A 14,888-nucleotide genomic window follows, 5' to 3' on the forward strand; every position below is an offset into this window, starting at 1 on the left:
TGACAAGCTAGCTATATGAATATAGCTAGCTTGTTTGATCATGAAAACATTTTTAATAAGATTGTCGCTGTTACAACCATTGCTGCTCCACCTAAACGAGTCGAAATTTGCGCGAATGGCATTAATTCCATTCGATTGGAAGCTGATAAAATAGCAACATCTCCAGTTCCACCTAAACCACTATGACATCCAGTTACAATCGCTGATTCAACTGGATACATTTTCATCACTTTCCCTACAAGAAAACCTGACGCTACCATTGTAAGAACAACCGATGCACACACAACAACATAGCCTACTGAAAGAACTGCCGCTACGTCTTTTAATGGAATATATAGCAATCCTAGTCCAACCATTAACGGCCAAGTTAAATTCTTCGAAATAAATTTATATAGATGGAATGCCCCTTGCTCCATTTTTGCCGGCATTAATTTAAAGTATTTCACAAGTGCTGCTGAGAAGATCATAATGATTGCCCCGGGGATACCGATGAACTTAGAAGCAAATCCTCCAAAGATGAAGAACGTACACGCGATTAATAAACCTGCTCCCATTAATGAGAAGTCAATTGGCTTCTCTGTATTTTGTTCTTTTAATAATTCTGCTTGATTGTCTGTTTTTACTAATACACCGTTACCACTAAGCTCCGGTTTCTTTTCACCTAAACGCTTCATATATCCTGCACTCACAATTGCGAACATATTCCCAATAATAGCTGCTGGAATAAGCTGTGATACAAACGTTGCTGATGATTCATTTAAAATATCACTATAAGCTAGCGACAATGGTAAAATTCCTTCTCCGATACCACCACTCACAATTGGTACGATGATAAAGAAGAATGTTTGCTTCATTTCAAATCCAAATAGTGAACCGACCAATAACCCTACTACTACAGAAGCTAACGTCCCTACTACTAAAGGTATAAACATACGAACGAAACCTTGTACTAACACTTTACGATTCATTCCTAAAATACTTCCGACTACTAAACAAGAAATATATAAATATAAAAAGTTTGATTTTTTCATTAACATAGTCGCAGCTTCCATTGAAGCTGGATTCATCCAGTTAAAAAATACAAGTAATGATGGAATAAATAACGAAAGTATTGCTGGACCACCGATATTTTTTAAAATTGGAATTCTCATTCCAATGTCACCTAAGAAAATACCCATGATCATAATAACCGCAAATCCACCAATCATATCTGCTGGTAATTTATTATATACAGATGCCCCATAAATAATAGCAGCCAATACTACATATAACGGTAAAGGTATAACACCGATTTTTACATTCATAATTTTAGAAGCGAAAGATTCTCTTTGTACTTCATTTCCTTTAGGAAATGATACCGCTTCCACATTCTTTTGAATTCCCATATGGCACCCCCTTGTTTTCTTAATAACAATATTAAAACGCTTTCAATAGTAAAAATAGTTTTTGTAAGTTTTGTAATTGATTTTGTAATTAAAAAAAGTATAAGCGACTTATAATAAGTCGCTTATACGTAAAACTCTATTTTCTTTTGATCAACACATCTTAGTTTACTTACAGGTCTCCCCACATGTTGGTACATCATTTCGTTTTCTAATACTCCAATGTCAGTTAAAAACATTACATATTTCCGAATAGAAACTCTTGAAATCCCAACTAATTGTGACATTTCATCTGTTGTAAACGCTCGTCCATTCAGCGACTCGATTTTCTGCCAAATTAATTGCAACGTTTGCTTCGTTAATCCTTTCGGAAGCTCTTTAGTAACAGTAGACTCTCTTTTTTCTTTTTGCAAAATTAACGAATCTAATTCCGATTGACTAATTTTTTGTTGTTCTTTCATGAAAGTAAGTTTTTCTCGATATATAGTTAATGCTTCTTTGAATCGTTCCAATGTAAATGGTTTAATTAAATAATCTACTACGCCATATTGTAATGCTTTTTTAATACTCCCCATATCATGTACAGCTGAAATCATCATAATATCGATTTCTTTTTCTTGATTCCGAATATACATTAAAAGCTCAAATCCAGTCTCTTTAGGCATAAAAATATCAAGTAAGACTAAATCTATTCGTGATTCCTCTAATACTTCTATCGCCGATTTTACGGAATTAACTGCTTGAACAAGTTCAAACCCTCCTACTTGCTCTAAATAATGCGTATTTAACATTGCTACCATTGGGTCATCTTCTACAATTAAAACTTTAATCATATTTGCCTCTCATCCCTACCTTTAGGTATTTCAATTGTTATCTTTGTTCCCTTTCCTACTAATGAATGCATATGAATTTCCCCATTTATTCGCTGTATACTTTCTTTTACAAGATACAAACCATAACCGCGGTTATCTCCCTTCGTGGAATAACCTTTCGTAAATAATGCCTCTATTTCTTTTTCTTGTATACCTTTTCCCGTATCTTGCACTGTAATAATTAATGTATTCCCATATTGTATCTCAACTTCAACTTGCTTCTTTTCACAATTCGTCACTGCCTCTAATGCATTATCAATTAAATTTCCGACAATCGTAATTAGTTCATGAGTAATACTTTCATCATCTATTTCTGGCATGTAAGAATCTTCACTTATGATTAATTTTATATTTTTCTCTCTAGCATAGCTCAGTTTTCCGAGTAAAAAACCAGCAAATACTGGACTCTTTATTCTTTTCATAACCCCACCAATTTCATATTGGTGCTCTGATACCATACCGCTTATATACTTCTGTAATTCTTCATACTGTTTCATGTGTGTAAGCCCTAATACGACATGCATTTTATTCATAAATTCATGCGATTGTGCCCGTAATGCTTCCGCATATAGCCTAATACCAGTTAATTCTTCTGCTAATTTTCTAATCTCTGTTTTATCACGGAATGTTGCAATCGCGCCAACTATTTCTCCTTTTACATATAAAGGAACACGATTCGTTACAATCGTAATTCCATAAATATTTTGTTCTTCGTTTAATTGTACCTCTCCAGTTTGTAATACTTCTTTTATACGAGAATTAGGCATATACAACTCAACATCTTTACCGATAAAATCTTCTTCAAGTCCACTTTTCTTAAACAATCGTTTTGCCTCATTATTTATTAAAGTTACATTGGCCTCTTTATCTACAGCAATAATACCTTCCTTTACAGATTGTAGCATCGTATTTCTTTCTTCAAGAATTTTCGCTATCCTGTGAGGTTCAAGACCAAATAAACTTTTCTTTATATGTCTGGCTAGCAATATTGCTCCTATCATTCCTACTAGTATCCCAACTCCAACTCCAATATAAATGATATGTCTACTTTCCTTAACTCTCTCTTTTACATTATCTGCTGAAATACCAACGGCCACCGCTCCAAGTTGTTCACCTGTTTCAGAAAATACAGGTACAAACACTCGCATTGAAATACCTAAAGTTCCTTCTGCCAGCGATACATGTTCCTTTCCTTTCAATGCAGGTCCTTCATCTCCCCCAATAAAATGACGACCTATTTTTTGAGGATTTGGATGTGACTTTCTTATTCCATTCATGTCCATAACTACAATAAACTGAACACCTGTGTTTTTTAATATTCTATTTGTATACGTTTGAATTGCAGAAGTATCTGCTTTCCCAATTAAACCATCGATTACAATTGAATCATTCGCCACAATGTGTGCAATTGTTTTTGCTTTCTCGGCTTGGCTATCCTCCGTTGTCCGTTCTACATTGTGACTAATTAATATATCTGTCACAAGTAAAGAAAAAATTACAACTGTACAAACTAACAATGTAATCGTTTTCCATAAATTCCATAGTCTTTTTCTTTTTTTCATCCCGTTAATGACTCCCCTAATTGCTAAATAGAAAAATAAGTAAGGTGATATTATTCTCACCTTACTTATCTGCTGTTATTATACTTTAAATTTACTAGTCATCGCTTGTAGTTCTTCGGCCATCTCAGCTAAGTTTTGCGAAGCTGAACTAATTTCTTCCATTGAATTCACTTGTTCTTCTGTTGAAGCAGCAACACTTTGCATACTAGCTGTATTTTCTTCTGCAGCTGCTGCAATTTCATCAATAGCATTTGTCACTTCATTTGCATCTCCAGCAATTCTCTTCGTTGTTTCTACCATTTCATTCACTTGAGAAACAATATGTGTAGTAGAACTTAAAATTTCCGTAAAACTTACTTTCGTTTTTGTTACAACATCAAGACCTTGTTGAACTTCTCCATTCACATTATCCATCGCCTTAACAGTATGTTCAATATCAGCCTTAATTTCTGCAATTAAATTCGCAATCTCTCCAGATGATTCTCCTGATTGCTCCGCTAATTTTCTAACCTCATCTGCTACAATAGCAAATCCTCGGCCCTGTTCACCTGCTCTTGCTGCTTCAATAGCCGCATTTAAAGCTAATAAGTTCGTTTGAGTAGCGATATTTTGAATTGCTTCAGAAATAGCTCCTACCTGCTTTGATTTCTCATCAAGAAGTTTAATAATAGCATCCGACTCGGATACCGACCTAGAAATAGACTGCATTTGTGTTGCAGTTTGTTCAACCAAGTCTTCCCCCTCTTTAGCTCGCTCTCTCGCATGTAATGAGGAGATAGAAATCGATTCTGCGCTTCCAGTTACATCTTGAATTGCTGTATTTACTTGTTGTAATGTAGCCGCACCTTCTTCAACACCTTGACTTTGTGATTCAGCCCCACCTGATACTTGTTCCATTGCAATTGTAATTTGATCTGTCGCATCATTTGCTTGCTGTACGCTCGCTGTTAACTCTTCAGCCGATGCAGCGACATGCTCTGCTGAAAAACTAATTTGAGTAATCACATCTTGTAAAGAGGCAGACATTTCATTAAAGGAATTCCCTAATTTCCCTATATCATCATTTGAATGAATTGTAATTTTCTCTGTCAAATCCCCCTTACTAATTTTATATGTCGAGTCAGCTATTTTTCTTAATGGTCTTGTAATAGACTTTGTGATGAAATAAATTAATACACTACCAAATACAATAGCGATAGCAATGACAATAAAAGTCTTATAAAACACTGGATTCGCAGCTTCGGTAATTTCTTCATCAAACATGACTCCAACTACTTTCCAGCCCGTTTTCTCATTTGTTGCAAAGATTAAATTCTTTTTATCATCTTTTTCTGTATAAGCAACATTTCCTTGTTTTTCTTCATAAATTGGTTTAATCCAAGGATCAGTAACTTTTGCACCTGGTTTTCTAGATGGATGACTAACAATTTGCTTATTTTGATCTAAAATAACTGCATAACCTTTTTCCCCAATATTAATCATTTTGGAGATTTTTAAAATGTTATCTAAATTTAAGTTAATTCCTATAACACCTTTACCATCTTTTACTTCTTTAGCAATTGTCACTACCATATTTTTTGTAGATGCTGATTGATATGGCGCTGTAACAATTACTTTCCCTTTATTTTCATGTGCTTCTTTATACCAATCTCTATCTGTTGGATTATACCCATCAGACATTTGGATAAATGGTTCTCTTATAAACTTTCCCGTCTGCGTTCCAATGTAAATACCTTCTACTTCTGGATGAAGTTTTATATATTGCGCTAATTTCGTTCTTACTATTTCTTCTTGACCGTTTGGATATGTATCCTCTGTTAAGATGTCCGCAAAGTATGCTGCATCAACAAATTTCTCTTCTATATTTTGAGAAATAACAGTATTTAAAATCGAAATATTTTCCTTTGCTTTACCTGTGATTTGTTGTTCAAAATTTGTTTTGGCAGTTTGATATGAAACACCACCGATAATAAGTCCTGGTATAGTTAAAATAAGAAAAAATGAAATGATTAATTTTTTCTTGATACTCATACATTTAACCCAGTTAAATATTTTTTGCATAATAAGCCTCCTTTATGTAATGTGGATACTTGTGTAATTTTATACAAGCGACATATATAAAACAATATATAATGATAACATGTAATATTTTTGTCAATTATGCATTTTTACATATTCACTACTTCTAAAGATTTAATCATAAGAAATAAGAGAACTTGAGCTTATATAATAAGCTCAAGTTCTCTTATTTCTTTACAAAAAAACGCCTACAAAAAATCCGCTTACAATTCCTTACATCTCTTTCCTTACTAATTCATTTGGAGCTTTTCACATAACTAATCGCCTGACTACCCATTTGCACCCATGCCTGTTCAAATTTTTCTCTCGGCACTTTTACATCTAAGCTATCCTTAAGTGGATCCCGAATATATACAGATTCCTGATCATATCCAATAAGTACTACACAATGTTCATTATACGTAATAGAAACATCTCCACTATTTGTTTCCCATGTAGTAAATTCATCTTCATCTAATGGCGCAAATGTTGCATTTGTAATCATAACTACCGGTTGTCCTGATTTTACACTCTTATAAAGTTCTTCTATATTCTTCCCTGTTAAGTCTACAGCTTTATTAGGTAAATACTGTTTCGCTAATTGAAATAGTGGTCCATGATATACACCATATCCAGATTCAGAAAAGGTATAAATATTCCCTACAAATCCTTCATTCGGATTCCCACGTACACCATCATTCATAAAATCAACTTTCTTTATTTCATTTGCTAATTTCATTTTATCCGCTTTAACACCTGCATATTGTAACAGCATCGCTAAACTTGTTACTTCGCAGCCCCTATCTAGCTCTGGTAATTGCTGAATTAAAGGTACATTTGATAAGATAACCTTTTCATCATTATTACTAAACTCCGCTTCTTTTCCGCTTCGTATATGGAAGAATGTTAACTTCTCCACATACTTTGTTATTCCATTTGTATATATATTCCATGCTGCTATAGCTAGTAAAGCCATACATATATACCACTTCCATCTTCGTATCACTCTCACGCCCTTTTTAGTTCGTTAAATAAGAATAAAACGCGTCAGCATCCGTGCGAATCACCGGTATAAAATTTAGTTCTTTTCCTTTTTCAGGCTGATCTTTTTTTATTTTTTCGGCTAATTCTTGAACGTTCATATTCGTTTTATCCATATTAAGCTCATCTGCCATTTGTAATACTTTTTGCTCATTAATTTCTTTTAATACTTGATATATATCTTTCCCATACAAATCAATATGATATTTTTTTGCTTCTTCCTGTACTTTTTGTTCATACACTTCTTGTGCTAACGTTTCTATCTCTTTTCCTTTTTGGGAAATACCTAACTTCCCTGCTTCCTCTCTTACTTTCGTTCCATAGATTTCTTCCTCAATGTCCTCCATTTCTTTTCCATTTATCGAGATGCCTAATTTATCCGCTTCATCGTTAATTTTAATCGTATTAATTTGATTAATTAAATTTACAATCGTTGTATTCTCTATAGATATGCCTAGCTTTAACGCTTCTTGCTTTATTTTTGTTTCATAGATTTCTTCTGAAAGAGTTCCAACATCTTTTCCTTCAATCGAAATTCCTAACTGTTCTGCTTCCCTTCCTACTTCTGTTTCATGGATTTCTTTTTCTAGCGTAATTTGTTCTTTCCCTTCCGTTTCAATCCCTAGATTCTCCGCCTTTTCTTCTGTATGCACCGCATGTATCTTTCCATTGTTTAATTGTTCTTTACTGCGCTGCGTGTAATTTGTCTTTCCTTTTGATGTTTCAGAAGGAGAGGCACCGCCTAATATACTTAAACTCATTACTCCAATAGTGAATACCGTCATCATTTTCTTTTTCAAAATTAATTCCTCCCTCTTACACTCTCTTTTCCATCATTCCCTATACATAATCGAAATAACGTTATGATTGATATAATCTGCTCAAATCCCTTTTTATAATCGCTTCTTCATAGGGCTAACTTTCTGTATATCATACATGTTATAAATAGTTTCTTAACTTTCCCTTAAAAAAAGACGACCTTGTAAAACAAGATCGTCTTCTCACTTATATCCTTTGGTTTTTCGGAAGAATCACTTCAAAACAAGCGCCCTCTCCCCATTTGCTCTCTACTAATATTTTTCCATAATGCTTTTCTACAATCCAATTTGCAATTGAAAGACCTAATCCAGCTCCTTCTGACGCACTTCTCGCTTTATCTCCTTGATAAAAACGATTAAATAGTTTTGGGATATCCTCATCTTTCACTCCTATCCCATCATCGTTTACTCGTATACGAATCGAACTGTTCGTTTGCATACAATCAATTTGAATATGCCCACCTTCATTCGTATACTTCATCGCATTATCTAACAATATGACCATCATTTGATGAACTCTCTCTCTATCACCCGTAAATGATATATCATGTTCTACTCTCAATATCATCTCTTTTTCTTGATATGACGCAATTTCCTTATATGGATCTACTATTTCTTCTAACAATGTATCCATTTCAAATGTTTTCTTATCCATCTCAATTTGATTAGAATCTGAACGTGCTAACAATAATAAATTAGCTACAAGCTTAGATAATCGTCTACACTCCTTTGAAATCGTAGAAATATCCATCGCTTTTTCTTCTATTGTCGCAGATGGTGATTGAAATAATATATCTGTTTTGGATTGAATAACCGCAAGTGGTGTCCTTAATTCATGCGATGCATCCGAAACGAATTGCTGCTGTTTTTCCCATGAATTTTGAATGGGTACGAGCGCCCTGCCAGCTAAAAAAAATCCAATTCCTATTGCACATAAACTTCCTACGCTACACCCTATAACAAGAATTAAAAATAAAGTATTTAACATGTCTTTTTCAGCTGTTATATCGCGTACGATTTGAACTATTTTTCCATCTTGTTGAAATGCAAACGTTCTAAAATATATCCCTTGCACTTCTATATCTTGCAAAGTTCCTAATTTCTTTGGCGAAAACTTTCCTAAATTGTCTTCAAAGAGTAAACGTCTTTTGCCGTTTTCAACATCTATCTCCACTGTGTTTCCACTCCAAGTTAACTCCATTATCCTCGGATCCCCAATTGGAGGATATCCCCTCATTTTTTTAGTTAGTTTTTTATCATTTGCATTCTCTCTATGTTGAACGGCTTTTGCTATTGATTCATTTACTCCACTATAAATACGCTTATATGTGTACGAATAAATAATACTACCTAATACACCTATCAAAATGATAAATACTAATGAATTCAATATAGTCAATCGAATGCGCGTCTTCTGAAACATACTTCCCTTTTTCATTGTTCTTTTAATATATATCCAATACCTCGAACGGTTTGAATATCTTTCTGATAACCGAATGGCTCTAATTTTTTACGTAAATGATGTACATACACTTCTACAATTGCTACTGTCGTATCTGAATCAAATCCCCAAACACGATCAAAAATTTGTTCACGCATTAAAATCTTTCCGCTATTTTGAACAAGGTACTCTAGAAGCTCATATTGTTTTAATGTTAGCTTCATACTTTGTCCATCTACTTGAACATCTTTATCTTTTCCGAACAGCTCAATCCCTTTATAACGAATAGTCTGCTTTGTTGTTAAACTACCGCTTCGTCGTAATAAAGCACGAATTCTCGCTTTTAACTCTGGAGCTTGAAATGGCTTAACGATATAATCATCGCCACCAAAATCCAAGCCTTTCACGCGATCTTCTAGAGAATCTCTCGCTGTCAAAAATAGGACTGGTGTTTCAATCTTTTCATCACGTATTTTTTGAATTACTTCAAAACCGTCCATTTCTGGCATCATCACATCAAGCAAAATGGCATCATATATATTTTGTAACGCTAGAAATAATCCATCTTCTCCATTCAATGCTGTATCTACTTCAAATTCATCACGTAATATTTGGACAATAGACTCTAATAAAGAAGCATTATCTTCTACTACGAGTAAGCGCATATTCTCACCTTCCACCATATTGTTCAATTCTATTTATAATTACATTTTAACGTTTTTTCCGATATAAAATTGGGAAGATTTATTATAAAAGCTCTTCCTTAAATTTTGCTTAATAAAAAATTGAAAGAAATAAGATTCCCCTCATCTCTTTCAACTTTTTACTACGTATACCTTTTTACTCGGCAATTCTAAACAATTTAACTGGCCACCATATACAGCACCGCCATCAATCCCTATAATACGATTACTACCAAAATACACGCTGCAATTCTCACTACCATGAAGTGTTTTTGTTTCCGTATGGCCAAATACAACAACCTTTTCACCACTGTATCCATTATGAAACTCATTACGAATCCACATTAACTTATATAGTTCACATTCCGAAACTCGCTTCAATGGCTCAACACCAGCATGTACAAATATATACTCTTCTGTCTCAACGTAATGATCTAATTCTTGAATAAACTTTACATGTTCCTCTAAAACATGAGATTGTAACATTGGTTTTCGGAAGGCTTCCTCATTGACCACAATATCTTCTTCTACAAAGCCATAGCTGTATAAAGTCTTATCTCCACCATTCCTTTTTACCCAATGGTTCCATGAACGTTCCTCATCCGTCGTTAACGCTTTAATCATCATATCTTCATGATTGCCCTTTAGAACGAGGGCTCCCTCTTCTTTTAACGCTTTTACCTTTTCAATTACTGCACGCGCATTTGGACCACGATCTACATAATCCCCTAATAAAATCAATTGATCCTGTCTTGCGTCGTATTGAGTTTCTTCTAATAACTGTTCGAACTTTTCTATTTCTCCATGAATATCACTAATAACAAGAATTCTTTTCATATTATCCCCTTCTTTCTAAACCACTCTCTTTCTAATTATAGTTCAAAACAACAGAAATTTCTGAACTCATATTTATTACAAACAAAACGATTATGCTTACAACAATGTAAGTCTCTTGTCATCCAATTCGATAGTTGCAATTGCTATATTTCCTTATACTAAAAGTAAGAAATGAAACAAAAAACAAGGAGAGATGAGACATGAAAAAAGTGATGGAAGTTGTAGTAGCATTGGCAGAGGTTTTCGTAAATGGGAAACAAGTTGCAATGGAGTTAAACAAATAATGAAAAGGACAAGATTCATTCTAGACTCTTTACTCATATAAAAGAGATAAGACTTCTTCATTTTTTGGATCCCTTATCTCCTTTTAAAGAAAGCCGTATCCTTTTTTTAGGATACGGCTTTCTCTTATTGCCATGTTTCATTTACACACTTTATTATTCCTTTTACTATGTATCTATCCCTCCCCTCAAATAACTTGTTCAAAACAAAAATCCCATTTACATACACATTACTGAATCCATCATACGAAATGACTTCTTCATTCTGTCTATCTAAATGGGATTATTTCATACTTGTTATTCCACCGGTTGTAGTTGTGGCTGTACTACTTCATTCGCTCCAGCTACCCTCAACATATTTGCAATATCTTTAAAACCCCTTTTTTCAGCATATTGCAATGGCGTAATATTTTCCTTATTGGCCATATTTACATCTGCCCCGTGGTCAATAAGCATTTGAATTACTTTCTTATGATTTTCACTACCATTTCCTAATATGATTGCTTCTACTAAAGCTGTTCCACCACGAGCATTTCTATAATTCACATCAATATCTGTATGCTCTAACAATTCTTTTACGACCTCTACATGGCCACGTTCAGATGCAGAAATGAGTGCTGTTCCACCTGATTTAGTAATTTCTTTCGTATTAACCCCTGCATTAATTAGTAGCTTTACAATGTCTGTATATCCTTCTCTACTTGCATAAAGAAATGGATTACTTTGTTTCTCATCTTTACTTTCAATATTAGCACCTGCACCAATTAACGCTTTAACTGTCTCTACGTGATTTTGATACGTTGCTGCAAGGATAGGCGTTTCTCCGTTGTCACCTTCTACATTTATATTGGCTCCATCTTGAATCAGCTTCATAGCTGTTTCTGTGTCTCCAAGAGTCGCAGAAAGTAGCAACTGTTTGTCCATTAAATTTATACTTTTTTCTTCTTTAGATTCTTCCTGTTCTTTATGCTTTTCTTTTTTCTTTTCGTTTTTCACATGAACCGGTTTCGATTCTGGCTCCTCTTGCTTATCGCAAGCCACTACCGTCATTAAAAGTCCTAATAACATACATAATAAAATTTTTTGTTTTCTCACAACTACAGCTCCTATGAAAGATAATGTTTTCTTAACCATTCCTCCATCACATACAATAACTCTTCCTGATTACATTTATCCATAAGCCCTTTATATTCCTTCTTTAATCGGATTATCTAAACTTATACCTATGTTTCTCAACCTATCTTAGCGAAGCAATTAGTTTAGCATGATTTTACCGCATTTGTATACATTTCTAAAAAGTACATACATGATTGCTTTAGGTTACTATATTCCATTGTAACCGTTCTTCTAAAAATTTTACACCTTTTCTATATTTGCATTTGAGTAATACTAAAAAAGACAACTATATAGTTGTCTCTTTCTAGTATTAATGATGACCACCGTGATTTCCCTTTTTAGGATTACCCATCATTTCTTTATTCATTTCCCATTTATGCTCTGCTAGCTCTTTATACGAAAGAACTTTCCCCTTATAGTTAGATACAAAGTTCTTCGCATCTTTTTTATTTTTGAATGAAATGACATTGTAAGCCATTGGTGTTGTAATTGTTTTATCATATACATAAGTAGCGTCTTCTAACGAAACCCAATCTTTCGAATCATAATCTCGAACAAATTTTTCTTTCGTCTTTTCACCTGGATTAATCTCCATCCATTTATACATACAACCGATATCATCAAACTTTAACGCTTTTCCATTTTCTAAAATGACTTCTGTTGCAAATTGATTATCCATTACCCCAATTTGGCAAATATCACACTTATCATGATTCTCATCAATTGCCACAGCCTCTGCTCGTTTCTTACCACATCCTACTATTGTAAAGACAAGGAATAAGCATATAACAAGCATCACATACTTTGTTCTCATTTGATTTCCTCCCTAACCGTATCTTCTACAAGGAGCATATCAAAAACTTGTGTGCGATTTGTGAAAAAACAATGTGGCTTTTGTAATATATGGAACAAAAAAGATGTGTAGTCATTTCTACACATCTCTCATCATTCACAACCTGTAATTAATAAATCGTCTTCTAACGTAACTAATAACGTTTCTGTATTAATTTGCTGCCCTGCAACTACATTTACTAGTCTTATATTTCCACTGATACCGACCGCAACTTTTTCAAGTTCACCGTTATTTTTTCGGATCATCATTAATTTTTCCCACTCATATACGTAAGAAGATTTATTAACAAAAATTTCTTCTACTGTTCCTTCATAAGAACTATAAATCTCTTCCATTCTCTTTTTCATATAAAATCTACTCCCTATGTCACACTTCAATATTTTCATCTTATTCTACCATTCTTATGGAGAGCAGCTTACTTTTTAAAAATTCAAATTAACTCCCGTGAACAAAATGACCAAAATAAAAATTATGCTTCTAATGATGTTATTTTTCAAATTATTTACCATTTAGATGGATGCTTTTATGATAAATAAAAAAAGTTTTTTCTGAATTTTCATTACATTTTGAAAGCGCAATCATTTTTTTGAGGGGGATATTACATGTTAGCACTACTTGGATTTGCAATGGTATTTGTCTTTATGTTTTTAATTATGACGAAACGTATGTCTGCACTAGTCGCGTTAATATTAATTCCAATTACTTTCGCATTAATTGGTGGTTTTTATGCAAATATGGGACCTATGATGTTAGAAGGCATCCAAAAACTAGCACCTACTGGTATTATGCTTATGTTTGCTATTTTGTATTTTGGAATTATGATTGATAGCGGTTTATTTGATCCTGTCATTAGTCGGATTTTGAAATTTGTAAAAGGAGATCCTTTAAAAATTGTTGTTGGTACAGCGATTCTTACAATTATCGTTTCATTAGATGGGGATGGAACAACAACATATATGATTACTGTTTCCGCAATGTACCCACTATATAAACGCCTTGGAATGAATCCACTTATATTAGCTGGGGTTGTTATGTTAGGAGCAGGCGTGACAAATCTTACACCGTGGGGCGGACCGACAGCTCGGGTTATGAGTGCTCTTGGACTAGACGCATCAGAGCTCTTTACACCACTTATACCAGGAATGATCGCTGGTGCCATTTGGGTCGTTTTCGTCGCTTACTACCTTGGCAAAAAAGAAAGAAAGCGTTTAGGTATTATGGATGTACAATATTTAAAACAAATGCAAACGATGGATGAGCAAGCTGCCACAGTTGAAACTGCTGTTCATAAACGCCCTAAACTGCTATGGATTAACTTTTTATTAACTGCTACCTTACTTGTCTGTCTCATACTAGAAGTTATGCCGTTACCTGTTTTATTTACAATTGCTTTCGCAATTGCTGTTATGCTTAACTATCCGAACTTAGAACAACAGAAAGAACGTATTGCTTCTCACGCAGGAAACGTATTAGCGGTTGTTTCTCTCGTATTTGCCGCTGGAATTTTCACTGGTATTTTATCAGGAACAAAAATGGTAGATGCAATGGCTCAAAGTGTAGTCACTCTTATACCAGACGCTCTTGGACCACAACTACCAATTATTACAGCACTTCTTAGTATGCCGTTCACATTTTTCATGTCCAATGATGCATTTTACTTCGGCGTATTACCTATTTTAACGAAAGCTGCCGCTGCTTACGGAATTAGTGCAGCTGAAATGGGACGCGCTTCATTACTTGGTCAACCTGTTCACTTATTAAGTCCTCTTGTCGCATCCACTTATTTATTAGTCGGAATGGCCAAAGTTGATTTTGGTGAACATCAACGCTTCACTTTATTGTGGGCAGTTGGAACGACAATGGTGATGTTGATTACTGGAATTGTAATTGGGATTATTCCAATATAAGATAAAAAAACAGTAGCGGACACATATCCTCTACTGT

Annotated in this window: 13 protein-coding genes and 1 pseudogene; 1 reads left to right on the forward strand and 13 read right to left on the reverse strand. The window is 34.1% G+C overall.

Annotation, left to right across the window (positions count from 1 at the left end):
* Positions 1–38: 38 nt before the first annotated feature.
* From ACUXEY_RS22565 to ACUXEY_RS22625, 13 genes and pseudogenes are all read right to left on the reverse strand, one after another.
* Complete coding sequence (locus ACUXEY_RS22565; RefSeq protein ID WP_461301649.1) at positions 39–1,385, reverse strand: 2-hydroxycarboxylate transporter family protein; 1,347 nt, start codon at positions 1,383–1,385, stop codon at positions 39–41.
* Positions 1,386–1,507: 122 nt separating this feature from the next.
* Positions 1,508–2,215, reverse strand: a complete 708-nt coding sequence (locus ACUXEY_RS22570; protein WP_461301650.1) for a response regulator — start codon at positions 2,213–2,215, stop codon at positions 1,508–1,510.
* Positions 2,212–3,816: a sensor histidine kinase gene (locus tag ACUXEY_RS22575; protein ID WP_461301651.1), complete on the reverse strand. Its 1,605-nt coding sequence runs from the start codon at positions 3,814–3,816 to the stop codon at positions 2,212–2,214. Before ACUXEY_RS22575 ends, ACUXEY_RS22570 begins: the two co-directional genes overlap by 4 nt.
* 78 nt (positions 3,817–3,894) lie before the next feature.
* Positions 3,895–4,842, reverse strand: coding sequence for a methyl-accepting chemotaxis protein (locus ACUXEY_RS22580; protein ID WP_439984951.1), 948 nt, complete (start codon positions 4,840–4,842; stop codon positions 3,895–3,897).
* Positions 4,834–5,877 (reverse strand): annotated as a pseudogene (locus tag ACUXEY_RS22585) (HAMP domain-containing protein); the annotation flags it as partial. The gene ACUXEY_RS22580 and the pseudogene ACUXEY_RS22585, both read right to left, overlap by 9 nt.
* A 253-nt stretch (positions 5,878–6,130) precedes the next feature.
* Entirely contained in the window at positions 6,131–6,880 is a 750-nt protein-coding gene (locus ACUXEY_RS22590; protein ID WP_429602023.1) for a C39 family peptidase, read from the reverse strand.
* Between the two features lie 13 nt (positions 6,881–6,893).
* Positions 6,894–7,715, reverse strand: a complete 822-nt coding sequence (locus ACUXEY_RS22595) for a transporter (RefSeq protein WP_166704567.1) — start codon at positions 7,713–7,715, stop codon at positions 6,894–6,896.
* Between the two features lie 205 nt (positions 7,716–7,920).
* Positions 7,921–9,156 carry a sensor histidine kinase gene (locus ACUXEY_RS22600; protein WP_429602025.1) on the reverse strand — a complete coding sequence of 412 codons (1,236 nt, stop codon included), beginning with the start codon at positions 9,154–9,156 and terminating at the stop codon, positions 7,921–7,923.
* Positions 9,157–9,167: 11 nt separating this feature from the next.
* Complete coding sequence (locus ACUXEY_RS22605) at positions 9,168–9,839, reverse strand: response regulator transcription factor (protein ID WP_001238626.1); 672 nt, start codon at positions 9,837–9,839, stop codon at positions 9,168–9,170.
* A gap of 150 nt (positions 9,840–9,989) precedes the next feature.
* Positions 9,990–10,694 (reverse strand): metallophosphoesterase family protein, encoded by a 705-nt coding sequence (locus tag ACUXEY_RS22610; protein WP_461301652.1) that lies wholly within the window; start codon positions 10,692–10,694, stop codon positions 9,990–9,992.
* A 578-nt stretch (positions 10,695–11,272) separates the two neighbouring features.
* Positions 11,273–12,109, reverse strand: coding sequence for an ankyrin repeat domain-containing protein (locus ACUXEY_RS22615; protein WP_243870731.1), 837 nt, complete (start codon positions 12,107–12,109; stop codon positions 11,273–11,275).
* Positions 12,110–12,401: 292 nt separating this feature from the next.
* Positions 12,402–12,905 (reverse strand): nitrous oxide reductase accessory protein NosL, encoded by a 504-nt coding sequence (locus ACUXEY_RS22620; RefSeq protein WP_166704564.1) that lies wholly within the window; start codon positions 12,903–12,905, stop codon positions 12,402–12,404.
* 131 nt (positions 12,906–13,036) lie between these two features.
* Positions 13,037–13,291 (reverse strand): hypothetical protein, encoded by a 255-nt coding sequence (locus tag ACUXEY_RS22625; protein ID WP_166704563.1) that lies wholly within the window; start codon positions 13,289–13,291, stop codon positions 13,037–13,039.
* Between the two features lie 255 nt (positions 13,292–13,546).
* On the opposite strand from ACUXEY_RS22625, the gene ACUXEY_RS22630 reads away from it, so the two are divergent.
* Positions 13,547–14,851, forward strand: a complete 1,305-nt coding sequence (locus tag ACUXEY_RS22630) for a CitMHS family transporter (protein WP_166704562.1) — start codon at positions 13,547–13,549, stop codon at positions 14,849–14,851.
* The last annotated feature ends 37 nt before the right edge of the window (positions 14,852–14,888 follow it).

It is taken from the genome of Bacillus sp. F9_6S_D1_P_5 (genome assembly GCF_054823925.1).

What these genes read in the sequence shown, in the direction of transcription:
- ACUXEY_RS22565 (WP_461301649.1), bottom strand. Translation starts at nt 1,385, where the DNA reads ATGGGAATTCAAAAGAATGTGGAAGCGGTATCATTTCCTAAAGGAAAT.
- ACUXEY_RS22570 (WP_461301650.1), bottom strand. Translation starts at nt 2,215, where the DNA reads ATGATTAAAGTTTTAATTGTAGAAGATGACCCAATGGTAGCAATGTTA.
- ACUXEY_RS22575 (WP_461301651.1), bottom strand. Translation starts at nt 3,816, where the DNA reads ATGAAAAAAAGAAAAAGACTATGGAATTTATGGAAAACGATTACATTG.
- ACUXEY_RS22580 (WP_439984951.1), bottom strand. Translation starts at nt 4,842, where the DNA reads ATGTCTGCCTCTTTACAAGATGTGATTACTCAAATTAGTTTTTCAGCA.
- ACUXEY_RS22600 (WP_429602025.1), bottom strand. Translation starts at nt 9,156, where the DNA reads ATGTTTCAGAAGACGCGCATTCGATTGACTATATTGAATTCATTAGTA.
- ACUXEY_RS22605 (WP_001238626.1), bottom strand. Translation starts at nt 9,839, where the DNA reads ATGCGCTTACTCGTAGTAGAAGATAATGCTTCTTTATTAGAGTCTATT.
- ACUXEY_RS22610 (WP_461301652.1), bottom strand. Translation starts at nt 10,694, where the DNA reads ATGAAAAGAATTCTTGTTATTAGTGATATTCATGGAGAAATAGAAAAG.
- ACUXEY_RS22615 (WP_243870731.1), bottom strand. Translation starts at nt 12,109, where the DNA reads ATGGTTAAGAAAACATTATCTTTCATAGGAGCTGTAGTTGTGAGAAAA.
- ACUXEY_RS22620 (WP_166704564.1), bottom strand. Translation starts at nt 12,905, where the DNA reads ATGAGAACAAAGTATGTGATGCTTGTTATATGCTTATTCCTTGTCTTT.
- ACUXEY_RS22625 (WP_166704563.1), bottom strand. Translation starts at nt 13,291, where the DNA reads ATGAAAAAGAGAATGGAAGAGATTTATAGTTCTTATGAAGGAACAGTA.
- ACUXEY_RS22630 (WP_166704562.1), top strand. Translation starts at nt 13,547, where the DNA reads ATGTTAGCACTACTTGGATTTGCAATGGTATTTGTCTTTATGTTTTTA.